Consider the following 26,177-nt stretch of genomic DNA (forward strand, 5'->3'; position numbering starts at 1 on the left):
TCCTCGACGGATGAGCACGACCAACCGGCGTCTCGAGACGCTCGCCCTGCTCCAGGCGTACCCGGGCATCTCCGCCACCCAGCTCGCGACCCGGCTCGGCGTCACCGAGCGCACCGCCCGGCGCGACGTCGCCCACCTGCGCGAACTCGGCTACCGGATCGACGCCGAGGCCGGCCGGACCGGCGGCTACCGGATCGCGTCCGGCCGCACCATGCCGCCCCTGCTGCTCGACGCGGACGAGGTGACCGCCGTCGCCCTCGGCCTGCGCGCGGCGGTCGCCGTCGACGGCTTCGACGCCGCCGCGACCACCGCCCTGGCCAAGCTCGTCCAGGTGGTGCCGGCGCGCTGGCGTACCCGGCTGAACGCGCTCGCCGACGTGCAGGCGCCGCCGGCGCGGTCCCGCCGCCGCGCCGGCCGCGGCGTGCTCGTCCCGGCCGCCCTCGCCTGCCGGGCCGGTGAGGCCCTCCGGATCCGGCACCGCCGCCACGACACCGCGCCGGCCACCCCGGTCGAGGTGCAGCCGCACCGGCTCGTCACGCTGAACCGCCACTGGTACCTCGTGGCCTGCCCGCGCGGTACCGAGCGCTGGCGGGTCTACGCCCTCGACCGGATCGACCACGTCCAGCCGCTCGGCACCCGGTTCCCGGTGCCCGAGCCGCCCGCCGACGCCGCCGCGTTCGTCGCCGACACGCTCGCCCACGGGCCGTGGCGCCACCGCGTCCGGGTGCGGGTGCACACGTCGGCCGACCTGGTCCGCGAGCTCGTCGACCCGAGCGTCGCCACCGTGGTCGACGACGGCGACGGGTGCGAACTCCACTTCGGCACCGACGACCTCGACTGGGCCGCCCGCTGGCTCACCTACCTCAACCTGGACCTCGACGTCGTCGAACCGGCCGCCCTCACCGACCGGTTACGCGCGCTCGGCCGCTGGCTGCTCGACCGGTACTGAGCACGCGCGGGTGCGCGGAGCGCCACCGGAGCGGCCGGCCACGGGGCGCGGATGCCGGACTGGCCACCGTGACCGATCATGGGACGCATGTTCAGGCGCATCCGGGAGCAGGCCCGGGAGAACCGCAGGCAGTCCGCGAAGATGTCGAGGTCGAAGAACCCCGACGGCTGCTGTGACTGCTGCGACCTGGGGCTGTTCTCCACCCTGTTGACCGTCGGCTCGCTCGCCGCGACGGCGACCCGGGCCCCGGTGCTGGACCGGGCGGGCGTGGCGGCGATCCAGGGCTACCGCCGGTGGCTGTCGCCGCACTGGCCCGGGCAGTGCCGGTTCACGCCCACCTGCGGCGCGTACGGGTTGACGGCCGTGCAGCGATACGGGCTGGCGGTGGGTGGCCGGATGGCCGCCGACCGGATCCGCCGCTGCCGGCCGGGGGTGCCGCGCGGCACCCACGACCCGGTGCGCTGAGCCGCGACGGGCGGCGGCCCGCCGGCCGCGTCCCGCGCGGTCACTCCGCGACGACGAGCGCCTGCGGGGCGGCCTGCTTCATCCGGGTACGCAGCCACTTCAGCTGGATCGCCGTCTCGCCCTCGCACCGCTTCACCACGCCGAGCAGGTCCTCGTCCCGGGCGCCGTAGGCGGCCTGGCCGACGACCGTCCAGCTGATGTCGCACTGGGCGGCCATCAGGTAGAGATCCTGGAGGTCGCGCAGCAGGCCGATGCCGCCGGTACGGGTGCCGGTGAACAACTCGGAGTGCAGCCGGTCCGGTTCCGCGGGCGCCTCCTCCGAGTAGCGTTCCGCGAACGGCCGCAGGCGCTCGGCGTGCTCGTCGCAGCGCTTCGCCTGCTGCTGGCACAGGTGGTGGACGTCGGGCTCTTCGGCGTGCGCGTCGGCGACCTGGCGGAACGCGTCCGCGAGGTTGCACTGGGCGCGGTGCAGCAGGCCGAGGTAGTGGGCGAGGTGCACGGTCACTCCTTCCCGCTGACGGCCTCGGCGGCCGGCCCGCCGACGGTCGCCGGGACGTCGGCGCCGGGCACCGGCTCGCTGCCGCCGACCGTGGGCGCCGGGGCGGGTACGCCGTCGCCGTCGGCGAGCTTCGCCACCGCCACCGCGGCGACCTTGAACAGCGGCTGCTTGGAGATCGGGTCCCAGGCGGTGACGGTCAGCTCGTTCGCGGCGCGCGGCGTGCGCTCGTTCGGGTCCTGGTCGAAGTAGCCGTAGTGGAACGGCAGGAACACCACCCCGGGCCGGATGCCGCAGAGCCGGGCCCGGGCCTGCACGGCGCCGCGCGGCGAGGCGATGCCCACCAGGTCGCCCTCGGCGATGCCGAGCCGCTCGGCGTCGGCCGGGTTGAGTTCCACCCACACCTGCGGCGCGGCGGCGTCGAGCTGCGCGGCCCGGCCGGTCTTCGTGCGGGTGTGGAACTGGTAGACGGTCCGGCCGGTGGTGAGCAGCAGCGGGTGCTCGTCGTCGGGCACCTCGGGTGAGGGCTGGTAGTCGACGGCGGGCAGGAACGCCCGCCCGTTCGGCTCCCTGGCCCGGTACTCCGACTGGGTGAACTCGGCGCCGGTGGAGAGGTCCTGCCCGAAGGTCTCGCAGTAGTCGGGACCGGTGTTGAACACCCCGTCGGTGTAGAGCCGCTCGGTGCCGTCGGGGTGTTCCTCGGTGCACGGCCACTGCACGCCGGACCCGCCGCGCAGCTTGTCGTAGCTGATGCCGGTGTAGTCGCACGGCCGCCCGCGGGAGCACTCCTTCCAGGCCTCGAAGACCTCCTCCGGGCCGGTCCACGGGATCAGCGGGCCGCCGTCGCGGTCGCGGAAGTCCATCCGGCGGGCGTAGTCGAGAAAGATGTCCAAATCGGAGCGGGCCTCACCGGGCGGGTCGACCGCCTTCTCGCTGAGGTGCACGGTCCGGTCGACGCTGGTGAACGTGCCGGTCTTCTCCCCCCAGGTGGCGGCGGGCAGCACCACGTCGGCGAGTTCGCCGGTCTCGGTCAGGAAGAGGTCCTGCACCACCACGAACAGCTCCGGCCGGGCCAGGATGCGCCGGATCCGCGACAGGTCGGGCAGGGAGACCGCCGGGTTGGTGGCGCTGATCCAGAGCAGCTTGATCGAGCCCTGCTCGGCGTACCGGAAGATCTGCATGGCGTGCGTCGGCGGCGCCCAGTGCGGGATGGTGTCGACCTCGACGTTCCACAGCCGGGCCAGCTCCGCGATGTGCTGGTCGTTGTCCCAGTTGCGCAGGCCGGGCAGGTCGCCGTCGGCGCCGGTCTCCCGGGTGTTCTGCGCGGTCGGCTGGCCGTTCATCTGGTAGATCCCGGCCCCCGGCCGGCCGATCATGCCCCGGATCAGGTGCAGGTTGTTCACCTGGCAGGCCGCCGCGGTGGCCTGGTTGGACTGGTAGAAGCCCTGCAACACGGTGGAGAGCAGCCGCTGCGCGCCGCCGAGCAGCTCGGCGGCGCGCTCCACGTCGGCGGCCGGCACGTCGCAGATCTCGGCCACCCGGCGGGGCGGGTAGCCGTCGACGATCCGGCACAGCTCGTCGAAGCCGAGGGTGTGCGCGTCGACGTAGTCCCGGTCGTACCAGCCGCGCCGGATGATCTCGCGGAGCAGGCCGTTCATCAGGGCCATGTTGGTGCCGCTGCGGACGGCCAGGTGCAGGTCGGCCTCCCGGGCCACCGGGGTGGCCCGCGGGTCGACCGCGAGCATCGCCGGCGGGTTGGGCCCGCGCCGGCGGTCGAGCATCCGCATCCAGAGCACCGTCTGGGTCTCCGCGACGTTGTGCCCCCAGAGCGCTATCGCGTCGCAGTGGTCCACGTCGGTGTACGAGCCGGGCTGCCCGTCGGTGCCGAAGCTGGCCTTCAGCGCGGCCGCGGCCGTCGCCGTGCACAACCGGGTGTTGCCGTCCATGTGCGGGGTGCCGAGGCCGGCCTTGCCGATCACGCCGAGCGCGTAGTACTCCTCCAGGAACAACTGGCCGGAGGTGTAGAAGCCGAAGTGGCCCCAGCCGCCGGGGCCGTCGAGGAGTTCCTTCGACCGGGCGACGATCCGGCCCATCGCGGTGTCCCAGTCGGTCTCCACCAGCCGGTCGCCGTCGCGGACCAGCGGCCGGGTGAGCCGGTCGCGGCTGTTGTTCGCCTGCCAGCCGTAGAGGTCCTTCGGGTCCAGCCGGCCCCGGTTGACCCGGTCCACCGCCCGGCCGCGGACGCCGACGATCCGGCCACCGGAGACGGCGATGTCCATCGCGTCGCCGTTGGAGTGCAGCACCGACGCGGACTGCACCCACCGGTCCACGTCCGCCTCGGTCAGGTCACCGTCGAGGAACTCGTCCACCCGCACCGGCCACGGCTCTCCCGGCCCGTACGGGGTCCTCGGCCCCCACGGATCGGCGATCCGGTCAACCACGGTCCGCTCCCTCCCGCCGGGCCGCCACCGCCGGGGCGAGGGCACTGCCCGCGAAGGCGTGGGCAGGTTCCCTTCCCGCCATCCCCGGACGTCCTCTCGTCGGCGGCGCGCGTCCCGAGCCCGATCGTCACACCCTGCCCCGCGCACCGGGTCTGAAACCGGGTAAGGCCCACCGGGACGGGACGTCCGGCGCGTCGGGTACGCCGACCGGCCGGGCCGGCCCCGGTTTGTGCCGGCCGAGGCCGGGAAGGCAGCGGGTTCGGACGGCGCGCGGACATTCCCGTGCCGTGCTCACAGGGAGGTTGACATGGCTGACCGGACCCGGCTTCACGACCTGCGTCAGCAGGCCCACGACAAGGGCATCCCCGGCAACTCGAAGATGACCGAGAGCCAGTTGCGCCAGGCCATGAAGAAGGTCGACAAGGGCGCGTCGCCGCAGGCCGCCAAGCGGGAGGCCCGGGGCTGACCCCAGCAGCACGGGCGCCAGCACCCACGGGTGCTGGCGCCGTGTCATGCCCGAACGCGCGGCGCGCGGGCCGCTCAGCTCATGGTGGCGAGCAGGTCCCGGCACGCCTGCTCGCAGGCGCGGCAGGCGTCCGCGCAGACCCGGCAGTGCTCGTGCATGTCGGCGTGCCGGGCGCACTCGTCGCCGCAGGATTTGCACGCGGCGGCGCACGCCTCCAGCAGGCTGCGGCTGAGGTTGGCGTCGTAGCCGGTGTGCCGGGAAAGCACCCGGGACGTGGTGGTGCAGATGTCCGCGCAGTCCAGGTTCGTCCGTACGCACTTGGCCAGTTCGGCGACCATGTCCTCGCTCAGGCAGGCGTCGGCGCAGGCGGTGCACGCCTGGGCACAGGCGTTGAGGGTGTCGATCGCGGCGGCCAACCTGGTCCGGTCCAGGTTGATCGACTTCGGGTACGTCTCCAGCATCGGCATGGTGGTCGAGGACACGCGCCTCTCCTCTCGGTGGGGTACCCGTGAGCCGTACCCGTCGCGCCGGCCGGCATGCCGCCCCACCACCCTGCCCGGCCCACCGCCGTACCGTCCGCGCTACTTGCTGTGGCGCAAGGGTCGCGCCCTCGGAGAACCCCCGTATCCTGCCCGTATGCGGCCTGGTCAGGCGGAAGGCGCCGAGCTGACGGACGGCGCCCCGGTGGGGGACCGGTCGGTGTCGCTGTGGGCGCATGCGTTCACCGCCGCGACGGCGACCGAGGTACGCCACGCGCTGGCCCGCCACGTGCTGGCCGCCGGGCTCGCCGGCGACGACGCCGAGGACTTCGTCCTGGCCGTGCACGAGCTGGTGACCAACGCGGTACGGCACGGCGGCGGGTCGGGTCGGGTCGAGCTGCTCCGCCAGGACGACGTGCTGGTGTGCGAGGTGCACGACCACGGCACCGGCACGGATGCCGAATCGGTGCAGCTGCCCGCGGCGGACGTGCCCGGTGGGCGCGGGCTGTGGCTGGCCCGTGAGCTGACCGGCGGGCTGATGCTGACCCGCCGCCCGGACGGCCTGACCGCCACGGTGAGCGTCTGCCTGACCGGTGCGGACCGCTCCGCGCGCCCGGCCGAACCCGCCGGCGTCGACCCGGCCGGCCCGGTGCAGCCCTGACCGTACGCCGAGGATTGGCGTACCGGTCGGCGGGTAGGCGCCGCCGTGACCGACTGGGAAAGCGTGTTCCGCCCGGACACGCCGCTGCTGGAGATCTTCGCCCGGGGCAGCGTCATGTACCTGTCGCTGTTCGTCCTGCTCCGGGTGATCCTCAAGCGGGAGAGCGGCACCACCGGCGTGACCAACCTGCTGGTCATCGTGCTGCTCGCCGACGCCGCGCAGAACGGCATGGCGGACGACTACCGGTCCGTCACCGACGGGGTGCTCCTGGTCGCGGTGATCATCGGTTGGTCGTACCTGCTGGACGTGCTCGCCTACTGGTCGCCGGCCGCCGCCCGGCTGATCCGGCCGAACTCGCTGGTGCTCGTGCGGGACGGCCGGATCCTGCGCCGCAACCTGCGCCGGGAGTTCATCACCGACGACGAGCTCCACGCCGAGCTGCGGGAGCAGGGCTTCGCCGACCTCAGCGAGGTACGCGAGGTCCGGATGGAGCCGGACGGCCAGTTCAGCGTCATCCCCGCCGCCGGCGACAAGCCCCGGAAGAAGCCCCGGCGGGGCCCGGCGGGGTGAGGCGGGACCGAGGGCCGGGGTCGGGTCAGCCGGCGCGGCGGGCGCGCTCCTCGGCGACCAGTTCCCGGGTGGCCGGCACCACCTCGGCGGCGAACCGCTCGGTGGTGGCGGCATCGTCGGTGGCCAGGATGAAGGCGCTGACCCCGTGCTCCAGGGTCAGGCCGGCGAGCTCCTCCGCCCACTGCTCGGGCGGCCCGTCGAGCAGGGCCCGGCCGGTGTCGGCGAACCGCCCGGCGATGTTCAGCAACCGGCGTACCGCGGTGGGCTCGCGGCCGGCGGCGGCCGCGGCGTCGTCGATGACCCGGTTCGCCTCGGCCAGGTCGGCCGCCCCGCCCGGCAGGTACGCCAGGCTGGGCAGCCAGCCGTCCGCCAGCCGACCGGTCAACCGCAGCATCCGCGGCTTGTACGCGCCCAGCCAGACGCCGATCCGGTGCGCCGGCGCCGGGCCCCGCTTGGCGCCGTTGACCTGGTAGTACTCCCCCTTGACCCGGACCGCGCCGGGCTGGTCGGCGGCCCAGGTCGCGCGGATGACCTCGATCGCCTCGGCCAGCGCGCCGATCGCCTCGCCCGGGCTGAGTCGACGGCCGCCCATCGCCTCGATGGCCTCCCAGAACGCGCCCGCCCCGATACCCAGCTCGAACCGGCCGCCGCTGAGCAGGTCGAGGCTCGCCGCGCTGCGGGCGAGCACCGCCGGCTGGCGCAACGGCAGGTTGATCACGTTGCCGCTGAGGTGGACCCGCTCGGTCCGGGCCGCCACGTAGCTCAGCAGGGTCCAGGTGTCGTGGAACCGGGGCTGGTACGGGTGGTCCTGGAAGGTGACCAGGTCGAGCCCGGCGCGGTCGGCCAGCACGGCCAGGTCGACGGCCTGCCGGGCCGGTTGGGCGGTGGGCGTGACGAAGGTGCCGAACATCAACTCGTGCCCGTAGTCGGTCATGACGCCATCCTCGCTCGCGGCCCGGCGCGCCGGGCCGGCACGTCGCCACGGCCCGATGGGGTTCCCTCTCGCGCTCGGCCCCCCGCATCCGGCGGCGGGTTTCGCCCGGATGGCACCGGGAAGTCGGGCAGGAAGGGCGGTCGGGCACCGGGAGGGACACCATGCGGATCGGGCACCACGGCGCGGGACCCGCCGCGGCGGGCCGGCGGCCGGGCGGTACGGCGTGAACGGCCCGGTCGGAGACGAGCCGGTCGGCGAGCTGGAACTGGTGCACACGTTCACCGGGCCGATGCCGACCGGGGTGACCGTCTCGCACACCGGCCGGATCTTCGTGAACTTCCCCAAGTGGGGCGACGAGGTGCCGGCCACGGTGGTGGAGCTGCGCGGCGGCCGGGAGGTGCCCTTCCCGGACCAGCGGTGGAACAGTCCGGCCGGTACCTCCGACACCGAGGCGTTCGTCTCGGTGCAGAGCGTCGTGGTCGACCCGGCCGACCGGCTCTGGGTGCTCGACACCGGCAGCCCGATGTTCCAGCCGACCGAACCGGGCGGGCCGAAGCTGGTCCGGGTGGACCTGGACACCGACACCGTCGCCCAGGTGATCACCTTCCCGACCGACGTGGCGCTGACCACCACCTACCTCAACGACGTGCGGTTCGACCTGCGCCGCTCGGACGGCGGGGTCGCGTACATCACCGACTCGTCGGACTCGGGGCCGAACGGGATCATCGTGGTCGACCTGGCCAGCGGCGCGTCCTGGCGGCGGCTGCACGACCACCCCTCCACGAAGGCGGAGCCGCTGGCGACGTTCCGCCCGGTGGTCGAGGGGCGCCCCTTCCTGCAACGACCGCCGGACGGCCCGCCGCAGCCGGTGGCGATGGGCTCGGACGGCATCGCCATCTCGGCCGACGGCGCCCGGCTCTACTACTGCCCGCTCGCGTCGCGCGACTGGTACAGCGTGGCGACCGACGCGCTGGCGGACCGGACGGTCACCGACGCCGACGTGGCCGCCACCGTGGTCCACGAGGGGGACAAGGGCGGCGGTTCGGACGGCCTGGAGACCGACGACGCCGGCCGCTTCTACCTCACCTCGTACGAGCACAACGCGGTGCTGCGCCGCCACCCGGACGGCCGGTTCGAGACCCTCGTGCACGATCCCCGGCTGCTCTGGCCGGACACCATGTCGGTGGCCGGCGACGGGTACCTGTACGTGACCGCCAACCAACTGCACCGCCAGCCGACCTACCAGCGGGGCGAGGACCTGCGCCGCCGCCCGTACGCGCTGTTCCGCACCCGGATCGACGCCGGACCGGTCCGGCTGCGGTGACCGTCGCGGCAGCACGGCCCGGGCCGGTCACCGGTCCGCCCCGCCCGCGGGCCGGTGGCGACCGTCGCAGGTCGGCCTACACTGGGCCGCGTGGGGCGACCAGCATGATCGATGAGCAGCGGCCGGACGGGTCGTCCGGCCACGTGTGCTGGGCCTACGACGATCCCGCCACCTTCCGCAGGTCCGCCGAGGCGTACCTCACCGCTGGCCTCGCGGCGGGCGAGCGGGTCTGGTACATCTCCCCCGACGAGCCCGAGTCGGTGCTGGCCCGGCTGCGCGGGGTCCCGGCGATCGCCGACGCGCTGCGCCGTGGTGCCGCCGAGGTGGTCCCGCTCGGCTCGACCTACGCCAGCGACTGGACAGTGGACCCGGCGGCACAGGTGGCCGCCTACGCCGCCGCCACCGAGCAGGCTCTGGCCGCCGGGCACACCGGGCTGCGGGTCGTCGCCGAGGCCACCGCCCTGGTGCGCACCCCGGCGCAGCTCGACGCGTTCGCCCGCTACGAGCACCAGGTCGACCGCTACATGCGGAGCCGACCGTTCCGCGCGATGTGCGCCTACCACCGGCCCGAGCTGGGCGCCCGGGCGGTCGCCGAGCTGGCCAGCCTGCACCCCGAGAGCAATGTCGAGGAGCTGCTCTTCCGGCTGTACGCGGTCGCCCCGGGCGACGGGCACGCCGCCCTCGCCGGTGAGTTGGACCCGTCCCAGCACGAGTTGTTCGGCACCGCCCTGGCCCGGGCCGACCTGCGCCCGACCGGCGGCGAGCTGGTGCTGCGGGCGACCGGCCTGCGGTTCCTCGACCACCGCTCGCTGGTGCACCTCGACGAGTACGCGCACCGCCGCGCGGCGACGGCGGTGCTGCGGACCGGCCGCCCCGCCCTGGCCCGGCTGGTCGACCTGCTGGACCTGCCCCGGGTACGGGTGGAGGTGGCCCGATGAGGACCGGAGCCGCCGCCGGCCACCAGGGCTACTACCACGAGGCGATCCGCTACGACAGCGACGACGAGCTGCTCGCCGTCCTGCTGCCCTTCCTGATCGGCGGCGTCGAGGCGGGCGAGCCGACCTTCGTCGCGCTGGGCGAGCGCACCGGCGGGCTGGTCCGGTCGGCGTTGCCCCCCGGGCTGAAGGTCGAGTTCCTGCCCGGCGGCGACGTGTACGCCCGGCCGACCGCCGCGATCCGCTCCTACCGGCGGCTGCTGGCCGACCGGGTGGCCGAGGGCGCCGGCCAGATCCGCATCGTCGGCGAGCTGCCGCGGCTGGCGTTCGGCCCGACGTGGGACTGGTGGGCCCGGTACGAGGCGGCGATCAACCACGCGTACGACGAGTTCCCGCTGTGGAGCATGTGCGCGTACGACACCCGGATCACCCCGGCGGCGGTGCTGGCCGACGTGGCCCGGACCCACCCCCGGTTCGCCACGCCCGACGGCGGGCACCTGCCCAGCCCCACCTACACCCCGCCGGCGGAGTACCTGCTGGAAAACCACCCGGTGGTGCCGGATCCGCTCCAGGCGGCGACACCGGCGGTCGAGCTGACCGACCCGACGGCGGCCCAGGCGCGTGCCGCCGTGCACGCCGTCGACCGGGGCCTGCTGCCGGCCGACGACGTCGACGACCTGGTGGTGGCGGTCAGCGAGACGGTCACCAACGCGCAGCGGTACGGGGTTCCCCCGGTCCGCGTCCGGCTCTGGCCGGGCCACGACCGGATCGTGGTGACGGTCAGCGACGGCGGCGCCGGGCCCCGTGATCCCTTCGCCGGCCTGCTGCCGGTCGGCGACGGCGACCCCGGCGGGCTCGGCCTGTGGATCACCTACCAGTCCTGCAACCACGTCACCCTGCGCCGCGACGAGGCCGGCTTCACGCTGCGGCTGACCGCCGGCAACCCGCACCACGGCGGCTGACCCCGAGCGCCCGGCCGACCCGCGGGGCGGTGGGGACGCCGACCCACCACGGCCACGACCCCGGAGCCGAAGCAGCGCCGCGGCGGACGGCCACGGCGCTGCTTCGACGGCGGTCAGCGGCGATCCGCCGGCCGGCGGGTGAGCGCCACGCCGAGACCGATCATGCCCAGGCCGAGGAACAGGTGCAGCCAGTTGTCGGCCGTGTTGAGCGGCACGAAGTTGGCGCCGCTGTCGTGGTCGACGACCAGACCGTAGAGCCAGAGCACCAGGTAGACGGCGCCACCGGCGATCAGGTACATCCGGGCTCCGGAGACCGAACGGGCCAGCGCCAGGCCGGCGAGACCGAAGGCGACGTGCACCAGGTTGTGCAGGATCGACACCTGGAAGAGCCCGAGCAGCTTCGCCTCGGACTCGTGCCCAGCGAACGTCATCGTGCCGTAGTCGGTGGTGATGCCCGGGATGAAGCCCAGCACCCCGACCAGTAGGAAGACCGCGCCGACGGCCAGGGCGGCGGTGCGCACCGGGTGGCGGGCGGTGGTGGTGCCGGACGTGCCAACCATGTCTTCTACCTCCGTCGATGAAACAGGTGAGGCCGATGTGCCCCGACCGGTGCGGTCGAAACACCTCGGCGCGGTGTGGACGGTGGTTCCGCGGGTACCGGCCCGGCGGCAGCGGTAGCCGGTTGGCGTCCACCTCTCGGCGGTCGCGGCCGGCCGGGGTCGCTCCCCGCACTTACCAAAAGGTAAGTACCGCACCAAATAGTTGGTACTGGTCAATGCTGCCGTGATGGCACAGGCTCGCATAAGGCAACGACAGCGAGGAGAGCAGCACCATGACCCAGCGGAACGACCCCGGCGTGAGCGTGCTCGGGCTCGGCGCGATGGGCCGCGCACTGGCGGCAGCCGTGCTCGGGGCCGGGCACCCGACCACTGTGTGGAACCGCAGCCCGGGCCGGGCGGGCGACCTCGTCGCGGCCGGTGCGACCGAGGCGGGCTCGGCGAAGGAGGCGGTACGGGCGGCCGGTCTCGTCGTGGTCTGCCTGTTCGACCACGCGTCGGTCCATGACGTCCTCGATCCGGTCGCCGCCGACCTGCCGGGGCGAACCATCGTCAACGTCACCACGACCACTCCGGCCCAGGCCCGTGAGCTGGCCGCCTGGGCCGAGGGCGCGGGTGCCGCCTACGTCGACGGCGGCATCATGGCGGTACCGGAGATGATCGGCGGCCCCGGCTCCCTGATCCTCTACAGCGGTGCGCGGGACGCCTTCGACCGGCATCGGCACGTCCTCGACCACTGGGGCGAGAGCAGGTTCCAGGGCACCGACGCCGGCCTGGCCTCGCTGGTCGACCTCGCGCTGCTCGCCGGCATGTACGTGATGTTCGCCGGCTTCCTGCACGGCGCGGCGATGGTGGCCCCGGCCGGCATTCCCGCGCGCCGGTTCGCCGCGCTGGCGGCGCCCTGGCTGACCGCGATGACCACCGCGTTCGACGGCTACGCCGAGGTCGTCGACGGCGGCGACTACACAGTGCCGGGCCAGCAGAGTCTCACCTTCTCCGACCTGGGCGACATCATCGACGCGAGCGTCGCGCAGGGCGTCGACCCGGCCTGCGTCGCGATGGTCCAGCGACTCATCCAGCGGCAGGTCGACGCGGGGCACGGCACGGAGGGCTTCGCCCGGATCTACGAGAGCCTGCGCATCGCCGGCGTCGCGGTCCACTGAGCGCGGTACCCGCCCGTCGTACTCGGCGGCCGCCGCACCCGCTCCGACCCGCGCGAGCCATGGCGCGAGGGCGGGCCGGAGCTGCGTACGACCGCCGTGCCGCGGGCCGGCCCCACCGCGCCGGCCCCGCGGCGAGGACGGCTGCACGCAGCGGCCGACCGCCGCCAACCCGCACCACGGCGACTGACCCGCCGTCGGCGCCCCGCCGTACCGCGGCGGTCAGCGGGGCGCGGTCAGCTGCCCTGGCGCTCCTGGCAGGGCACGCAGAAGCGGGCCCAGGGCAGGATCTCCAGGCGGGCGACCGGAATCTCGCCCCCGCACCGCTCGCAGAGGCCGTAGCCGCCCTCGGACATCCGCTGCAACGCCTGCGCGGTGTCCGCGACCCCCTGCCGGGCGGTCTCCATCAGGCCGCGGAGCGTGTCCGGGTCGTGCCCACCCTGCTCCGGCTGCCGGCTGTGGATGGTGAGTTCCGCGAGCTGGTCGGTGTAGCTCTGGAACTGCCGCTCCAGAAGGTCACGCAGGGCCTCGGTGCGGTTGCTGACGGTGTCCGTCATGATCGTGTCTTCCTCTCGGTGGTGCGCGGGATCCCCGGGATCGCCGGGGTGGATGCGGGGCGGCCGCCGCGCCGGGCGGCCTGCGGGGTGGGATCGGATGCGACGGGACCGGCGAACGCCGGGCCGGGGACGAAACTGCGCGTCGGCCGCCGCGGCAACAGCGCGGCGGCCGGGAAGGGCTGGTCAGTCCGGCGGAGCGTCAGGTCCCGGATCGGCGAGGCGATCCCGTGGCCGCGGTCGGCGGACACCCGCCCGGACCGGCGATCACGCTTTTCCGGCGGCCGGCGGCCGGGACCGGCGGCCGACCGGGTGGCGAGGGTGGCACAGCCACCACGCTGGTCGTCATCACCGCCTCCTCGCCGGTCGGGAACACCTCGGACCTCCAGAGTCGGCCGAAATCGGCGGCCGGACAGTGCCCACGGCCGGCCAACAACCGGCCCCCAGATTGCCGGCCGCCGGACAGGTCGGCGCCCCGTCCGGTCCCTGGTGGGCCGCCCGGGCCGCGCCCCGGCGGGTCAGGACGCGGGGCCGGGCAGCGGCTGGGCCGGCCAGTCCAGCGCCCGGGCGCCGAAGACCGCCGCCTGGAGGGTGAACCGGTCACCGGGGTCGGTCGGGTCGTGGCCGGTCAGCGAGCGGACCCGGGCCAGCCGGTAGGTCACCGTACGGACCGACACGTGCAGCCGGCGGGCCGCCTCGGTGGACACCCCGCCGGTGGCGAAGTACGCGTCGAGGGTGTCCAGCAGCGGCTCGGCGCCGCCCCGGCTGCGGCTCAGCGGGCTGAGCACCGCCCGCACCAGGTCGACCATGGCCGGCTGGTCGCGCAGCAGGACGCGGTAGATGAGCAGGTCGTGGGCGTCGATGACGGCGGTGTCGGCGTGCAGCCGCCGCGCCATGGCCAGCGCCTCCCGGGCCTCCTCGTAGGAGCGGGCGATGCCGTACAGCCCGGGGTGCGGGCGGCCGACCGCCACCTGCCAGGGCCGGCCCCTGGGCAGCCGGTCCAGCTCGGCGTGCATCAACCGGCCCAGGTCACCGACCGGGGCGCCGCCCCCGGCCGCCCGGTCGGGGGCCACCGCGTCGGCCGGGGCGATCACCACCAGCAGCCCCTCCTTGGTGGCGACCAGCACGTCCCGGTCGCCCAGCCGGTCGAAGATGACCGCCTCCAGGGCGCTGATCGCCGCGTCGGTGTCGGGCAGCCGGCGGCGCGGCGCGGCCAGCGCCACCTGGTGCACCCGCGCCAGGTCCAGCCCGAACGGCTCGGCGCGCTCCACCAGGCCACCGAGATCGGAGTCGCCGCGCAGCAGGTCGTCGACGAGTTCCCGGCGCAGCGCCTCCTCCCGGCGGACCAGTTCCCGCCGGGCCACCGCGAAGCCCTCGGCCAGGGTGGCCACCGCGGCGTCGACGACGTGCAGCACCGCCTCGGCCGCGGCCCGTACCACCTCGCTGTCGGTGGCCCGCGCCAGCTGCGGCGACTGCTGCCACAGCCGCCGCGCCGCGGACAGGTAGAGCTGCACCGCGCGCCCCGCCGACACGCCCTGTTCGGCGGCCCGCCGGCCCAGTGCGCCGACCGCGTCGAGTTCACCGCGCCGGGGCCGGCGCCCGGTCAGCGCCGCCTCCGCCAGCAGCGGCAGGTAGTCGCCGAGCAGCTCCACCGGCACCCCACCGGCGTCCGCGCTGGCACCCCGCGCTACCTCCGCCAGCCAGGCGTCGTCGTGACCCGCGCCGGCCCACCGTCCCGGGCCGGGCCGCCGGACTGCGCCGGTCATCCACCGACTCCCTCGGACCTGGTCTCGGCGCCCACCGCCGATCCGGCACACCCTAACCCGGCGGCCACCCCACCCGGGCTCAGCGCCGGGCCAGCCGGCGGGCCAGCGTGGCCCGCAGCTCGTCCATGCCGGCGCCGGTGAGCGCGGAGACCGCGATCGCGCCCTGGTGCACCCGCAGCAGCGCGTCCAGCCACTCGACCGGCGTCACGTCGATCTTGTTGAGCACCAGCAGCTCCGGTACGTCACCGGCGCCGATCTCGTGCAGCACCCCGTGCACCGTGGTGATCTGGTCCAGCGCGTCCGGCGCCGACGCGTCGACCACGTGCAGGGCCAGGTCGGCCCGGCTGACCTCGTCCAGCGTCGAGCGGAACGCGTCCACCAGCTGGTGCGGCAGGTGCCGGACGAAGCCCACCGTGTCGGTGACGGTGAACAGCACGTCGTCGGCGCGTACCCGGCGCACCGTCGGGTCGAGGGTGGCGAAGAGCACGTCCTGCACCTGCGCGTCGGCGCCGGTGAGGCGGTTGAGCAGCGCCGACTTGCCGGCGTTGGTGTAGCCGGTGATGGCCACCGAGGGCACCTGGTTGCGGGCCCGCCGCTCCCGGTTGCGCTCCCGCCGGCGGGTCAGCTCGGAGGCGTTGCGGCGCAGCCGGGTGGCGCGCTGGCGCAGCCGGCGGCGCTGGGTCTCCAACCGCATCTCACCGGGACCGCGGACACCCATGCCGGCGCCGCCGGCCATCCGGCCACCACCGACCCGGGACATCGAGCGCCCGTCGCCGCGCAGCCGGGGCAGTTGGTACGCGATCTGCGCCAGCTCCACCTGGACCCGGCCCTCGCTGGTGCGGGCGTGCTCGGCGAAGATGTCCAGGATCAGCGCGGTCCGGTCGACCACCCGCACCCCGACCCGCTCCTCCAGGTTGCGCACCTGGCCCGGGGTCAGCTCGCCGTCGGCGATCACCAGGTCGGCGCCGGTCCGCTCGGCCAGGGCGGCCAACTCGTCGACCTTGCCGGAACCGACGAAGGTGGCCGGATCGGGGCGCGGCCGGTTCTGCACGACCTCGTCGACCACGGCCAGCCCGTCGGTGTCCGCGAGCCGCCGCAGCTCGGTCAGCGACACCTCCGTACCGGGGCCGGTGTCGCCCGCCTCGTCCTCGCGGTGCACCGCGACGAGCACGGCCGTCGGCCGCCGCGCCGTCGTGCCGGCGCCGTTGCCCAGCAACCACGATCCCGCCATCGCGCACCTCGCCTCGCTCCCGTCGGCCACCGATCTACCCGGGAGCGGGCGAAGCATGCCGGAGCCGGCCGGGCGCCGGTGTCGCCGGTCACGACCGCCGGACGCCGGCCCCGCGCGGCGGTACGTTCGGCGGGCGGGCGACGGTCACTTCCTTCGCACCCGGAGCACAGCGACGAGGAGGGGCGCGGCCGTGCCGGACGCCGAGGAACTGATCACCGAAGCGGTGGCGGCGGCGCGCGGCACCGACGTACGCCTGGCCGAACGGCAGCTGGACCGGCTGGTGGTCGGCGCCGGCGCCCCGGACGTCGACGCGGTGCTGCTGCGCCGCCTGGTCCGCCGGTTCGGGCTGCTCGCGGCGCGCGGCTGGCAGCCGGTCGACCTGGCCCGGATCGTCACCCGCCGGCTCGGCGCCCGGCCGGCCCGGCTGGCGGTGGACGTGCTCGCCGCCCACCGGCGCGACCAGGCCGGCCCGGTGCCGGGCTGGTGGGACGCCCAGCTCGCCGAGCTGGGGGCCCGGGTGTGGTGGCCGGAGGACGGCCGCTACCTGCCCGACTGGGCGGGCCGGGAGGGGCTGGACCGGATCACCGCGCTCCGCGCGGCGGTGGACGTGCTGGCCCTGGCCGAGGGGTTGCCCCCGATCGCGGTGCTCCGCCCGCCGCCCGGCGCGGCCACCGCCCCGGCGGCCCCGGCCCGCGGCCGCGGCGATGCCGCCTCCCGGATGCTGGAACGGGTCCGGGCGCTGCTGGCCAAGGCCGAGTCGACCACCTTCCCGGCCGAGGCCGAGGCGTTGACCGGCAAGGCCCAGGAGCTGATCGCCCGGCACAGCGTCGACCAGGCGCTGCTGTCCGCCGGCGCGGACCGCGACGACCAGCCCGGCGGCGTACGACTGAGCACCGACCCCCCGTACGCGGGCGCGAAGGCGCTGCTGGTGCAGGAGGTGGCGGCGGCCAACCGGTGCGAGGCGGTCTGGTCCGACGATCTGGGCTTCACCACCGTGCTGGGCTGGCCGGCCGACCTGGAGGCGGTCGAACTGCTCTACACCTCGCTGCTCGTCCAGGCCACCGCGGCGATGCTGCGGGGCCGGGGCGAGCGCCAGCGGCGTACCGCCGGGCGGCGGACCCGCGGCTACGACGAGTCCTTCCTGAACGCCTTCGCCCTGCGGATCGGCGAGCGGCTGCGGGCCGCCACCGAGGACGCGGACCGGCGGGCCGCCGAGACGGCCGGGCCGGACCGGCTGCTGCCGGTGCTCGCCGCCCGTTCCGAGGCGGTGCGGGAGCGCCTCGACACGCTCTTCCCCGGGGTCACCCGGCACCGGCTCAGCGTCCGGGACGCCGAGGGCTGGCACTCGGGCACCTCCGCCGCCGACCGCGCGTCGCTCGACCCGGGCCCGCCGGCCCGCTCCGCCCGCCAGGTACCCGGCCGCCGGCGCTGACGCCGAAAATTTCCTCGTCCGGGTTGTCGGGTGCGGGGAGTCGGCTCCGACCTACCGGCGAGAAGCGCCACGATGGGCGCGACGTCGACGCGAGGAGCACCTGATGAAGTACATGCTGCTGATCTGGAACCGTCCCGGGTTCGCCGAGTCGCTCTCCGAGTCCGAGCGCACCGCGCTCTTCGGCGAGGTCGACGAGATCATGAAGGAGCTGACCGAGTCCGGTGAGCTGGTCGGCGGCCAGGCGCTGGCCGACCCGTCGCAGACCCGTACCGTCCGGCTCGGCGGCGGCCGGCCGGAGGTCACCGACGGCCCGTTCATGGAGAGCAAGGAGCAGTTCGCCGGCTACCTGATGGTGGACTGCGACAGCGTCGAGCGGGCCGTCGAGATCGCCCAGCGCTGGCCGGACGTGCGGCTGGGTGGCGCGCTGGAGGTCCGCCCGGTGATGGACGAGGCCGGGACGGAGATGTGACGGACCGGGCCGTCGAGGACCTGCTGCGTACCGTCGCGCCGCAGGTCCTCGGCCTCCTGGTGCGCCGGCACGGCCAGTTCGACCGGTGCGAGGACGCCGTCCAGGAGGCGCTGCTCGCCGCCGCGACGCAGTGGCCCGAGCAGGGCGTGCCGGACAATCCCCGCGCCTGGTTGCTCACCGTCGCCACCCGGCGGCTCACCGACGAGTGGCGCAGCGAGCGGGCCCGCCGGGAGCGCGAGGTCGCGGTGGCGATCCGCGAGCCGGCGTACGCCGCGGTCGCCCCGCCGGCCGACGCGGAGCCGCCGGCCGAGGACGACACGCTGACCCTGCTCTTCCTCTGCTGCCACCCGGCGCTGGCCCGCTCGGCCCAGGTGGCGCTGACGCTGCGCGCGGTCGGCGGCCTGACCACGGCGCAGATCGCCCGCGCCCACCTGGTGCCCGAGGCCACCATGAGCCAGCGCATCCGGCGGGCAAAGCAGCGGGTCGAGGCCGCCGGGGCGACGTTCACCATGCCGTCGGCGGCGGAGCGGGACGAACGGCTGCGCACCGTGCTCCAGGTGCTCTACCTGATCTTCAACGAGGGCTACACCGCGTCCAGCGGCCCGGACCTGCACCGGGCCGAGCTGACCAGCGAGGCGATCCGGCTCACCCGGATCCTGCACCGGCTGCTGCCCGACGACGGCGAGGTGGCCGGGTTGCTGGCGCTGATGCTGCTCACCGACGCGCACCGGGCGGCGCGTACCGGGCCGGACGGGGAACTGGTCCCGCTCGCCGAGCAGGACCGCAGCCGGTGGGACCGGGCCGCCATCGAGGAGGGGATCGCCCTGGTCACCGCCGCGCTGACCTGGTCGCCGCCGGGGCCGTACCAGGTGCAGGCGGCGATCGCCGCGGTGCACGCCGAGGCACCGTCGGCCGAGCGGACCGACTGGGCGCAGATCCTGGCGCTCTACCGGCTGCTGGCCCGGCTCGCGCCGAACCCGATGATCACGCTGAACCAGGCGGTGGCGGTGGCCATGGTGGACGGGCCCCGGGCCGGGCTGGCCCTGCTCGCCCCGCTCGACGCCGACGAGCGCACCGCCGGGCACCACCGGCTCGCCGCCGTCCGTGCCCACCTGCTGGAACTGGCCGGCGAGCCGGCCGCCGCGCGGGAGGCGTACCGGGCGGCGGCGCGGGCGACCACCAGCCGCCCGGAACAGCGCTACCTGGAGCTGCGCGCGGCCCGGCTGGCCGCGCCGCCCGACCCGACGAAGGAGCCACGATGAGCACGGTGACCTGCCATATCTCGATGTCCCTGGACGGCTACGTGGCGGGACCCGGGCAGAGCGTCCAGGATCCGCTCGGCAGGGGCGGCATGCGGCTGCACGACTGGGCCTTCCCCGCCGACGGCGAACGGTCCGAGGTGGACGCCCGGGTGCTCGACGAGGTGACCCGCGACGTCGGGGCGTACGTGATGGGGCGGCGGATGTTCGGCGGCGGTGACGGGCCGTGGGACGAGTCCTGGCGCGGCTGGTGGGGCGAGGACCCGCCGTTCCACGCCCCGGTGTTCGTGCTGACCCACCACCCGCGCGACCCGCTGCCGATGGCCGGCGGCACGGAGTTCCGGTTCGTCACCGACGGCGTCGACTCGGCGCTGGCGCAGGCCCGGCGGGCGGCCGGGGACCGCGAGGTGGCGGTCGCCGGTGGCGCCAGCGTCGTGCGGCAGTTCCTGGCGGCTGGCCTGCTCGACACGCTGCACCTGCACATCGTGCCGATCGTGCTGGGCGCCGGCGAACGGATCTTCGACGGTGTGGGCGACCCCCGGCTGGAGCAGGTGGCCGTGGTCGCCGGCCCCACTGTCACCCACGTCCGCTACCGGGTGCTGCGCTGAGGTGGCCGGCCGGCGGGCGGCGGAAGGGGGCCCGCCGGCCGGCTCCGGTCAGCTCCCGGCCGGCGCGACGGCCGGGCAGCGGGTGCCCCGGGCGGGCACCTCGATCGAGATCAGGTACCGGTCGACGGCACTCTGGACGCACGCGCTGCGCGAGTAGTTGCCGTGCCCCCAGCCCTGGTAGGTCAGCAGCACGCCGCTGCGGCCGAGCTGCCGCGACACGTTCCGCGCCCAGTCGTACCCGCTCGCCGGATCGTGCCGGGTGCTGGCCAGCAGCAGCGGCACGTCGGTGCGGACCCGCAGCCGGTGCTGGGGGTTGGCGACCGGTGCCGGGGTGCCCAGGCAGGTCGCCACCGCCGGCAGGGCCTGCGGGTAGCGCAGGTCGGGCGCGATCCGGGCCATCCGGCGCAGGTGGGCGGCGTACTCGGAGTGGTCGCGCACCGGCAGGTGCCAGTCCGCGCAGAAGACCGCGAAGGGATGCGGCTGGCTCGCGTCCTCGTGCTGGCCACCGGCGCTGGCCGCGGTGGTGCCGACCGGCGGGGCCGCCCGCAGCGCGACGATCTGCCGGGCCAGCCCGGCCCAGTCCGGGCCGTAGAGCTTGCGCTGGGCGAACCGGCTCAGGCCGTACGGCGACAAGCCGACGCCGGGACGGTCCGGGTCGGCCAGCTCACCCCGCTCCGCCCGGACGAAGAGACCGGCCCAGACGGCCCGGACGTCCTCCCGGTGCAGAGGACAGCTCGTGGAGCGGGCGCACCAGGAGACGAACTCGTCGAAGGAGTCCTGCGCGGCGGCGGCCTGGGTGTCCAGGAACGCCCGGGTGCCGAGGCTGTGGTCGACCGCGCTCTCCAGCACCATGGCCCGGACCCGGTGCGGGAACTGCTCGGCGTACTGGGCGCCGAGCAGGGTGCCGTACGAGCTGCCGTGGAAGGTGAGCCGCCGCTCGCCGAGGGCGGCCCGGATCGCGTCCAGGTCCCGTACGGCGCTGCCGGTGTCGACGTGGTCGAAGAGCGGCCCGGTCCGTTCCCGGCAGTCCGCCCGCAGCGCCTCGTTGCCGGCCAGGGTGGCGGCGAACTGGGCCTGGTCCGCGATCACCTGGGGCTGCCGGGCGAGCAGCCGGGCCGAGCAGAGCACCGGATTGCTCCGCCCGATGCCGCGCGGGTCGAAGCTGACGATGTCGAACCGGCGACGCAGGTCGTCGCTGAACCGGTCGTTGGCGATGATCCGGTGCACGCCGGAGTCGCCCGGCCCGCCCGGGCCGAAGACCAGCGAGCCGAGCCGGGCGGTCGGGTCGGTGGCGGTACGGCGGGCCAGGTGGAGGTCGAACCGGTCGCCGTCCGGCCGGTCCCAGTCGACCGGGAGCGACAGGGTGCCGCACTCGGCGGTGGCGTCCGCCTCGCACGGCTGCCAGGCGATCGCCGGCGCCCGGTCGGGTGGTGGCGTCGCGGCCGGCGCGGGCGACGGCGCGCCCGTCACCAGCAGCGCGACGGCCACGCCGGCGGCCAGCGCCCGGAGGCTGCCCGGGCGGCCGCCGCCGGTGCGGGCCCGCCCAGCGACCAGGTGGCCGCGATGAGCGGCGGATTTGCGTACGCACAGCACGAGATGCTGTCCTCTCCGTCGAAGGAGCATTGCGGTGAGAACTCGCCCAGGGCGAGGTGATGCTGCTTCACCCGGACCGTCGAGTTGCCGCTCGGCGGTCCGGGACCAGCCGGCTCCGCTACTCGACGTCCTTGAGGACGCGCTCCAGCGAGCCGAGCCGGGTCTCCATCCCGTTGAGCCGGCCGTCGAGCGCGGCCAGCATCCGGGCGTTCGACTCCTGCGCCTGTACGGCGGAGTCGACCAGCCGCCGGTACTCCTCCTCGCGGACCCCGGCCGTCCGGGCCCGGCGGGTCTTGGCGGCCTGCACGATCGTCACCGTGATCACACTGACCAGCAGGGTGAAGATGCCGATCGCGCCGACCACCTCGGTCCAGTCGTGTTCGCTCATGTCGGGTCAGCTCTCTTCCTCGTCCGGCCGGGCGTCCGACCCGGCGGTCAGGGTGTCGGCGGCCGTCGCGATGGCGGCCGGGGTGAGCGTGAAGACGAACGGCCGCACCTCGTAGTACTTCATCGCCTTCCCGTCCTCCGACAACTCCAGGTGCGCCGACACCAGGCCGGCCGCCGCCAGCTTGCGCAGGTGGACCTGCACCAGCGCCCGGCTGATGCCGAGTTCGCGGGCGAGTTGGCTGACGTACGCCCGCCGCCGCGCCAGCACGGCGACCACCCGCATGCGGTGCGGGTTGGCCAGGGTGGCCAGCACGCGCACCAACTCGTCGCCGGGGGTCGCGGAGTCGCTCATGACTCGCCCTTGCACATGCCAACGAAAGTTAGCGGGTCTGCGCGGCGCTGTCAGCGCCGGACGGTGGAAGTCAGGGTCGAGTGGGGGGATCCCCTGGCGCGTATCGGAACGCCGGGCGAGCGCGGCCGACGGGCGGACGACACGGGACCGCCGGGCCGGCTGGCGCCGGCCCGGCGGTCCCGGGCGTACCTGAACTCAGCTCTTGAACGCGTCCTTGACCTTCTCGCCGGCCTGCTTCAGGTTGGCGGCCGCCTGGTCGTTGCGGCCCTCGGCCTCGAGCCGCTCGTTGTCGGTGGCCCGGCCGGCGCCCTCCTTGAGCTTGCCGGCGGCGTCCTCGGTCGCGTTGTTGATCTTGTCCTCGACACCCATGTCAACCTCCGCTCAGCGTTCCGATACGTCCCGTGAAGTACCCGACGCCCTCACCGGTCAACCGTCGACCTCCGGACCATCACGCTGCACGCCGGTCAGGCGTGCGGGAACGCCGACGCCGCCGGTCCCGTGCGTACGGGGCCGGCGGCGCGCGTCGGTCAGGCCACCGGGCGGAAGCCGCGCAGCCGGAGGCTGTTGGCCACCACGAAGACCGAGGAGAAGGCCATCGCGGCGCCGGCGATCATCGGGTTGAGCAGCCCGGCGGCGGCCAGCGGCAGGGCTGCCACGTTGTAGGCGAAGGCCCAGAACAGGTTGCCCTTGATGATGCCGAGGGTGCGCCGGGAGAGCCGGATCGCGTCGACCGCGGCGGTCAGGTCGCCGCGGACCAGGGTCAGGTCGCTCGCCTCGATCGCCACGTCCGTGCCGGTCCCCATGGCCAGCCCGAGGTCGGCCCGGGCCAGCGCGGCGGCGTCGTTGACCCCGTCGCCGACCATCGCCACGACCTTCCCCTCGGCCTGGAGCCGGGCCACCACGTCCACCTTGTCGGCCGGCAGCACCTCGGCGATCACCTCGTCGATGCCCACCTCGGCGGCCACCGCCCGGGCGACCGTGGCGTTGTCGCCGGTCAGCAGCACCGGGGTCAGGCCGAGCGCGCGCAGCCCGGCGACGGCGGCCCGGCTGGTCGGCTTGACCACGTCGGCCACCGCGAGCACCCCGCGGGCCCGCCCGTCCCAGCCGGCCAGCACGGCCGTCCGACCGGCGGCCTCCGCCGCGCTCGCCGCCCGTTCGACCTCCTCCGGCACGTCGAACCCGCGCTCGCGCAGCAGCCGGAGCCGGCCGACGAGCACCTCGCGGCCCTCGACCGTGCCGGTCACGCCGAGCCCCTCGACGTTGGCGAAGCCGGTCACCGGGGGCAGCGCCCCGGCCTCGGCCGCGCCGGTGGCGACCGCCCGGGCGATCGGGTGCTCGGAGCCGGTCTCCAGGGCTCCGGCCAGCCGGAGCAGTTCCGCGCGCCCCTCGCCGGCCGCCGGCAGCACGTCCACCAGGGTCATCCGGCCGGTGGTGACCGTGCCGGTCTTGTCCAGCACCACGGTGTCGACCCGCCGGGTGGACTCCAGGATCTCCGGGCCCTTGATCAGGATGCCGAGCTGGGCGCCCCGGCCGGTGCCGACCAGCAGCGCGGTCGGCGTGGCCAGCCCGAGCGCGCACGGGCAGGCGATGATGAGCACGGCCACCGCGGCGGTGAACGCGGCGGTCGGGCCGGCCCCCGTGCCGAGCCACCAGCCCAGCGTGCCGGCGGCCAGCGCGATCACCACCGGGACGAAGAACCCGGAGATCCGGTCGGCCAGCCGCTGCACCGCCGCCTTGCCGGTCTGCGCCTCCTCGACCAGCCGGGCCATCTGGGCGAGCTGGGTGTCGCCGCCGATCCGGGTGGCGGTGACCACCAGCCGTCCGCCCGCGTTGATGGTGGCGCCGACCACGGTGTCGCCCGGGCCGACCTCGACCGGCACCGACTCGCCGGTCAGCATGCTGGCGTCGACGGCCGAGGTGCCCTCGTCGACCACGCCGTCGGTGGCGATCTTCTCGCCGGGGCGGACCACGAACCGGTCCCCCACCGCGAGCTGGTCCACCGGGATCCGGGTCTCGGTGCCGCCGCGCAGCACCGCGACGTCCCGGGCGCCGAGCTCCAGCAGGGCGCGCAGGGCGGCGCCGGCGGTCCGCTTCGAGCGGGCCTCGAAGTAGCGGCCGGCGAGGATGAAAACGGTCACCCCGGCCGCCGCCTCCAGGTAGATGTTGCCGGCGCCGTCGGTACGGCTGATGTCGAAGCTGAACGGGTGGGTCATCCCCGGCGTGCCGGCGGTGCCGAGGAAGAGCGCCCAGACCGACCAGCCGAACGCGGCCAGGGTGCCGAGCGAGACCAGGGTGTCCATGGTCGCCGCGCCGTGCCGCAGGTTGATCCAGGCCGCCCGGTGGAACGGCAGGCCGCCGTAGACCACGACCGGGGCGGCCAGGGTCAGCGACAGCCACTGCCAGTAGTCGAACTGCCAGGCCGGCACCATGGCCAGCAGGATCACCGGGACGGTCAGCACGACCGAGACCCAGAGCCGGGTCCGCAGGGCGCGCAGCTCGTCCACCGGCTCGGCGGCCGGTTCGGTACCGGCCGGCGCGGGCGGGGGCGGCACGGCGGCGGTGTAGCCGGTCTTCTCCACCGTGGCGATCAGGTCGGCCGGGGTGACCTCGTCCGCGTACTGGACGGTGGCCTTCTCGGTGGCGTAGTTGACGGTGGCGGTGACGCCGTCCATCCGGTTCAGCTTCTTCTCGATGCGGGCGGCGCAGGACGCGCAGGTCATCCCGCCGATCGCCAGCTCGATCCGGTTCGGTGCCATCGGTAGGGGCTTGCTCGTGGTGGTCATCACGGTCCCGTCAGTCGTGCCCGTGACCGGGGGTGCCGTGGTCGGCGCCGGCGGTCGGTGCGGGTGTGCTCGTGCCGGTGGGCGCGGGGGCGGCCGGCTCGTCGCCGGCCGGCGCGCCGGGGTCACCGGCCACGACGGTGAACTCGGCGGTGTGCACCGTGCCGCCGTGCTTGAAGTCCAGGTAGAGCCGGTAGGCGCCGGCCGACGGCACCTCGGCGAAGAAGCTCACCTCGGGGCCGGGGCGGGTCCGCCCGTCGCCGGGCGCGCCGTCCGGGTGCACGTGCAGGTACGCCAGGTCGCCCTGGCGCAGCGCCACCAGGTGCCCGTACGCGCCCAGGTAGGGCTCCAGGTCGGTGACCGGCGCGCCGTCGCGGCTCACGGTCAGGGTCAGCTCGGCGGTGCGGCCGGGCTGCGGGGTGCCGGCGAGGGTGACGGTGTAGCCGTCGACGGTGGTGCTGGTCGCCGGCGCCGGCAGCGGCGTCTCGGCCAGCACGCCGGGGACCGTCACGTCCAGGCCGAGCGTCAGCGGCTCGGCGCCGGTGGGCGTGAAGTCGGCGAACGCCCGCCAGACGCCCGGCCCGGCCAGCGGCGAGGCGACCCGCCAGGTGCCGTCCGGCGCCATCTCGGGGTGCACGTGCCGGAAGCCGGAGAGGTCGCGGCGGGCCACGATCAGGTGCATCCGCTTGTCGTGTGCCACGTCGTACCCGGTGACCGGCCGACCGTCCGGGCCGGTGACCCGGAAGGCGAACTCGTCCGCCGGGGCGGCGACCCGTTGCAGGGTGTAGCCGCGGTCGGAGACGAGCAGCCCACCGGGGAGGTGTTCCGCCGGCCCCGCCGGGTCGGCGTGCCCGGCCCCGTCGGCGCCCGCGTGGCCGCCGCCGCTGTCGTCGTGACTGGTCTCGGCGGCGGGGGCGACGGGACCGGCCACCTGGCCGATCCCGTACGCCGCGCCGAACACCGCCGCGAGGCCGAGGGCGAAGCCGCTCAGCTTCGTCGCCGTGTTCATCGTGGTTACCTCGGTTTCCTGTACCGCCGACCGGTCACGCGCCGACGAGGTCGTAACCGGCCTCGTCGACCGCGGCCCGCACGGCTTCGGTGTCCAACGGCTGCTCACTGGTGACGGTGACCTGGCCGGTGGCCAGGTCGACCTGGACGTCGGTGACGCCCGGCACGGCGCCCACCTCGGCGCTGACCGAGCTGACGCAGTGCCCGCAGGTCATGCCCTGCACCTGGTACGTCGTGGTGACCATCGGATCTCCTCTCGCCACCTCCACCATATACCCCAGGGGGGTAAGGAGGAGGCAGACTCGTGCCGTCCTTCATTACCGGTACCGGGTGGGGGTA

28 protein-coding genes are annotated in these 26,177 nt (G+C 75.0%); 13 read left to right on the forward strand and 15 right to left on the reverse strand.

Annotation, left to right across the window (positions count from 1 at the left end; genetic code table 11):
* Positions 1–10: 10 nt before the first annotated feature.
* Positions 11–949 carry a YafY family protein gene (locus Q3W71_RS07025; protein WP_302918440.1) on the forward strand — a complete coding sequence of 313 codons (939 nt, stop codon included), beginning with the start codon at positions 11–13 and terminating at the stop codon, positions 947–949.
* 87 nt (positions 950–1,036) lie between these two features.
* On the forward strand, positions 1,037–1,414 hold the full coding sequence (gene yidD, locus Q3W71_RS07030) for a membrane protein insertion efficiency factor YidD (RefSeq protein ID WP_302918441.1): 378 nt from the start codon (positions 1,037–1,039) through the stop codon (positions 1,412–1,414).
* 40 nt (positions 1,415–1,454) lie between these two features.
* On the opposite strand, the gene Q3W71_RS07035 is transcribed toward yidD, so the two are convergent.
* Positions 1,455–1,913 (reverse strand): hypothetical protein, encoded by a 459-nt coding sequence (locus tag Q3W71_RS07035; protein ID WP_302918442.1) that lies wholly within the window; start codon positions 1,911–1,913, stop codon positions 1,455–1,457.
* Positions 1,914–1,915: 2 nt separating this feature from the next.
* Positions 1,916–4,351: a molybdopterin oxidoreductase family protein gene (locus Q3W71_RS07040; protein ID WP_302918443.1), complete on the reverse strand. Its 2,436-nt coding sequence runs from the start codon at positions 4,349–4,351 to the stop codon at positions 1,916–1,918.
* Between the two features lie 307 nt (positions 4,352–4,658).
* Between Q3W71_RS07040 and Q3W71_RS07045 the strand changes: the two genes are divergently transcribed.
* Complete coding sequence (locus Q3W71_RS07045; protein WP_302918444.1) at positions 4,659–4,817, forward strand: hypothetical protein; 159 nt, start codon at positions 4,659–4,661, stop codon at positions 4,815–4,817.
* Between the two features lie 74 nt (positions 4,818–4,891).
* Here the strand turns inward: Q3W71_RS07045 and Q3W71_RS07050 are convergent, their stop codons facing one another.
* A complete protein-coding gene (locus tag Q3W71_RS07050) occupies positions 4,892–5,299 on the reverse strand; it encodes a four-helix bundle copper-binding protein (protein ID WP_302918445.1) in 408 nt (135 codons plus the stop codon).
* A gap of 154 nt (positions 5,300–5,453) precedes the next feature.
* On the opposite strand from Q3W71_RS07050, the gene Q3W71_RS07055 reads away from it, so the two are divergent.
* Together Q3W71_RS07055 and Q3W71_RS07060 are read left to right on the forward strand one after the other, a co-directional pair.
* Positions 5,454–5,957: an ATP-binding protein gene (locus Q3W71_RS07055; RefSeq protein ID WP_302918446.1), complete on the forward strand. Its 504-nt coding sequence runs from the start codon at positions 5,454–5,456 to the stop codon at positions 5,955–5,957.
* Positions 5,958–6,002: 45 nt separating this feature from the next.
* Complete coding sequence (locus tag Q3W71_RS07060; protein ID WP_302918447.1) at positions 6,003–6,527, forward strand: DUF421 domain-containing protein; 525 nt, start codon at positions 6,003–6,005, stop codon at positions 6,525–6,527.
* A gap of 25 nt (positions 6,528–6,552) precedes the next feature.
* Here Q3W71_RS07060 and Q3W71_RS07065 read toward each other — a convergent pair whose 3' ends face one another.
* Complete coding sequence (locus Q3W71_RS07065) at positions 6,553–7,461, reverse strand: LLM class flavin-dependent oxidoreductase (RefSeq protein WP_302918448.1); 909 nt, start codon at positions 7,459–7,461, stop codon at positions 6,553–6,555.
* Positions 7,462–7,684: 223 nt separating this feature from the next.
* Here Q3W71_RS07065 and Q3W71_RS07070 point away from each other — a divergent pair, with 223 nt between their 5' ends.
* The 3 genes from Q3W71_RS07070 to Q3W71_RS07080 all read left to right on the forward strand — a co-directional run bounded on the left by Q3W71_RS07070 (position 7,685) and on the right by Q3W71_RS07080 (position 10,682).
* Positions 7,685–8,785, forward strand: coding sequence for an L-dopachrome tautomerase-related protein (locus Q3W71_RS07070; RefSeq protein WP_302918449.1), 1,101 nt, complete (start codon positions 7,685–7,687; stop codon positions 8,783–8,785).
* A gap of 104 nt (positions 8,786–8,889) precedes the next feature.
* Complete coding sequence (locus Q3W71_RS07075) at positions 8,890–9,723, forward strand: MEDS domain-containing protein (protein ID WP_302918450.1); 834 nt, start codon at positions 8,890–8,892, stop codon at positions 9,721–9,723.
* Positions 9,720–10,682 carry a sensor histidine kinase gene (locus Q3W71_RS07080; RefSeq protein WP_302918451.1) on the forward strand — a complete coding sequence of 321 codons (963 nt, stop codon included), beginning with the start codon at positions 9,720–9,722 and terminating at the stop codon, positions 10,680–10,682. Before Q3W71_RS07075 ends, Q3W71_RS07080 begins: the two co-directional genes overlap by 4 nt.
* Before the next feature lie 113 nt (positions 10,683–10,795).
* Here the strand turns inward: Q3W71_RS07080 and Q3W71_RS07085 are convergent, their stop codons facing one another.
* Positions 10,796–11,242: a DUF4383 domain-containing protein gene (locus Q3W71_RS07085; protein WP_302918452.1), complete on the reverse strand. Its 447-nt coding sequence runs from the start codon at positions 11,240–11,242 to the stop codon at positions 10,796–10,798.
* A gap of 272 nt (positions 11,243–11,514) precedes the next feature.
* Here Q3W71_RS07085 and Q3W71_RS07090 point away from each other — a divergent pair, with 272 nt between their 5' ends.
* Positions 11,515–12,402, forward strand: a complete 888-nt coding sequence (locus Q3W71_RS07090; protein WP_302918453.1) for an NAD(P)-dependent oxidoreductase — start codon at positions 11,515–11,517, stop codon at positions 12,400–12,402.
* 233 nt (positions 12,403–12,635) lie between these two features.
* Here Q3W71_RS07090 and Q3W71_RS07095 read toward each other — a convergent pair whose 3' ends face one another.
* The 3 genes from Q3W71_RS07095 to hflX form a co-directional block, all read right to left on the reverse strand.
* Positions 12,636–12,956, reverse strand: coding sequence for a TraR/DksA family transcriptional regulator (locus Q3W71_RS07095; RefSeq protein WP_302918454.1), 321 nt, complete (start codon positions 12,954–12,956; stop codon positions 12,636–12,638).
* A gap of 515 nt (positions 12,957–13,471) precedes the next feature.
* Entirely contained in the window at positions 13,472–14,719 is a 1,248-nt protein-coding gene (locus tag Q3W71_RS07100) for a CdaR family transcriptional regulator (RefSeq protein ID WP_302918455.1), read from the reverse strand.
* A 79-nt stretch (positions 14,720–14,798) separates the two neighbouring features.
* Positions 14,799–15,950: a GTPase HflX gene (hflX, locus tag Q3W71_RS07105; protein WP_302918456.1), complete on the reverse strand. Its 1,152-nt coding sequence runs from the start codon at positions 15,948–15,950 to the stop codon at positions 14,799–14,801.
* Between the two features lie 190 nt (positions 15,951–16,140).
* On the opposite strand from hflX, the gene Q3W71_RS07110 reads away from it, so the two are divergent.
* The 4 genes from Q3W71_RS07110 (at position 16,141) to Q3W71_RS07125 (ending at position 19,718) form a co-directional block, all read left to right on the forward strand.
* Positions 16,141–17,382 carry a DUF2786 domain-containing protein gene (locus tag Q3W71_RS07110; RefSeq protein WP_302918457.1) on the forward strand — a complete coding sequence of 414 codons (1,242 nt, stop codon included), beginning with the start codon at positions 16,141–16,143 and terminating at the stop codon, positions 17,380–17,382.
* Between the two features lie 103 nt (positions 17,383–17,485).
* Positions 17,486–17,851, forward strand: a complete 366-nt coding sequence (locus Q3W71_RS07115) for a YciI family protein (protein WP_302918458.1) — start codon at positions 17,486–17,488, stop codon at positions 17,849–17,851.
* Entirely contained in the window at positions 17,848–19,113 is a 1,266-nt protein-coding gene (locus tag Q3W71_RS07120; RefSeq protein ID WP_302918459.1) for an RNA polymerase sigma factor, read from the forward strand. The genes Q3W71_RS07115 and Q3W71_RS07120 overlap by 4 nt, the downstream gene beginning before the upstream one ends.
* Complete coding sequence (locus Q3W71_RS07125; RefSeq protein ID WP_302918460.1) at positions 19,110–19,718, forward strand: dihydrofolate reductase family protein; 609 nt, start codon at positions 19,110–19,112, stop codon at positions 19,716–19,718. Before Q3W71_RS07120 ends, Q3W71_RS07125 begins: the two co-directional genes overlap by 4 nt.
* A gap of 48 nt (positions 19,719–19,766) precedes the next feature.
* Here Q3W71_RS07125 and Q3W71_RS07130 read toward each other — a convergent pair whose 3' ends face one another.
* The 7 genes from Q3W71_RS07130 to Q3W71_RS07160 all read right to left on the reverse strand — a co-directional run bounded on the left by Q3W71_RS07130 (position 19,767) and on the right by Q3W71_RS07160 (position 26,083).
* The gene (locus Q3W71_RS07130) at positions 19,767–21,311 is read right to left on the reverse strand and encodes an alpha/beta hydrolase (protein ID WP_302918461.1); all 1,545 of its coding nucleotides are present in this window, start codon (positions 21,309–21,311) and stop codon (positions 19,767–19,769) included.
* Between the two features lie 118 nt (positions 21,312–21,429).
* Positions 21,430–21,699, reverse strand: coding sequence for a hypothetical protein (locus Q3W71_RS07135; protein WP_302918462.1), 270 nt, complete (start codon positions 21,697–21,699; stop codon positions 21,430–21,432).
* Between the two features lie 6 nt (positions 21,700–21,705).
* Positions 21,706–22,050, reverse strand: coding sequence for an ArsR family transcriptional regulator (locus tag Q3W71_RS07140; RefSeq protein ID WP_302918463.1), 345 nt, complete (start codon positions 22,048–22,050; stop codon positions 21,706–21,708).
* 195 nt (positions 22,051–22,245) lie between these two features.
* Positions 22,246–22,419: a CsbD family protein gene (locus Q3W71_RS07145; RefSeq protein WP_109899906.1), complete on the reverse strand. Its 174-nt coding sequence runs from the start codon at positions 22,417–22,419 to the stop codon at positions 22,246–22,248.
* A 158-nt stretch (positions 22,420–22,577) separates the two neighbouring features.
* On the reverse strand, positions 22,578–24,833 hold the full coding sequence (locus Q3W71_RS07150) for a cation-translocating P-type ATPase (protein ID WP_302918464.1): 2,256 nt from the start codon (positions 24,831–24,833) through the stop codon (positions 22,578–22,580).
* A gap of 10 nt (positions 24,834–24,843) precedes the next feature.
* A complete protein-coding gene (locus tag Q3W71_RS07155) occupies positions 24,844–25,839 on the reverse strand; it encodes a hypothetical protein (RefSeq protein WP_302918465.1) in 996 nt (331 codons plus the stop codon).
* A 34-nt stretch (positions 25,840–25,873) separates the two neighbouring features.
* Entirely contained in the window at positions 25,874–26,083 is a 210-nt protein-coding gene (locus Q3W71_RS07160) for a heavy-metal-associated domain-containing protein (protein WP_302918467.1), read from the reverse strand.
* Positions 26,084–26,177 lie beyond the last annotated feature (94 nt).

Origin of the sequence: Micromonospora sp. C28SCA-DRY-2, from assembly GCF_030519475.1 — a bacterium.
GTDB lineage: Bacteria > Actinomycetota > Actinomycetes > Mycobacteriales > Micromonosporaceae > Micromonospora.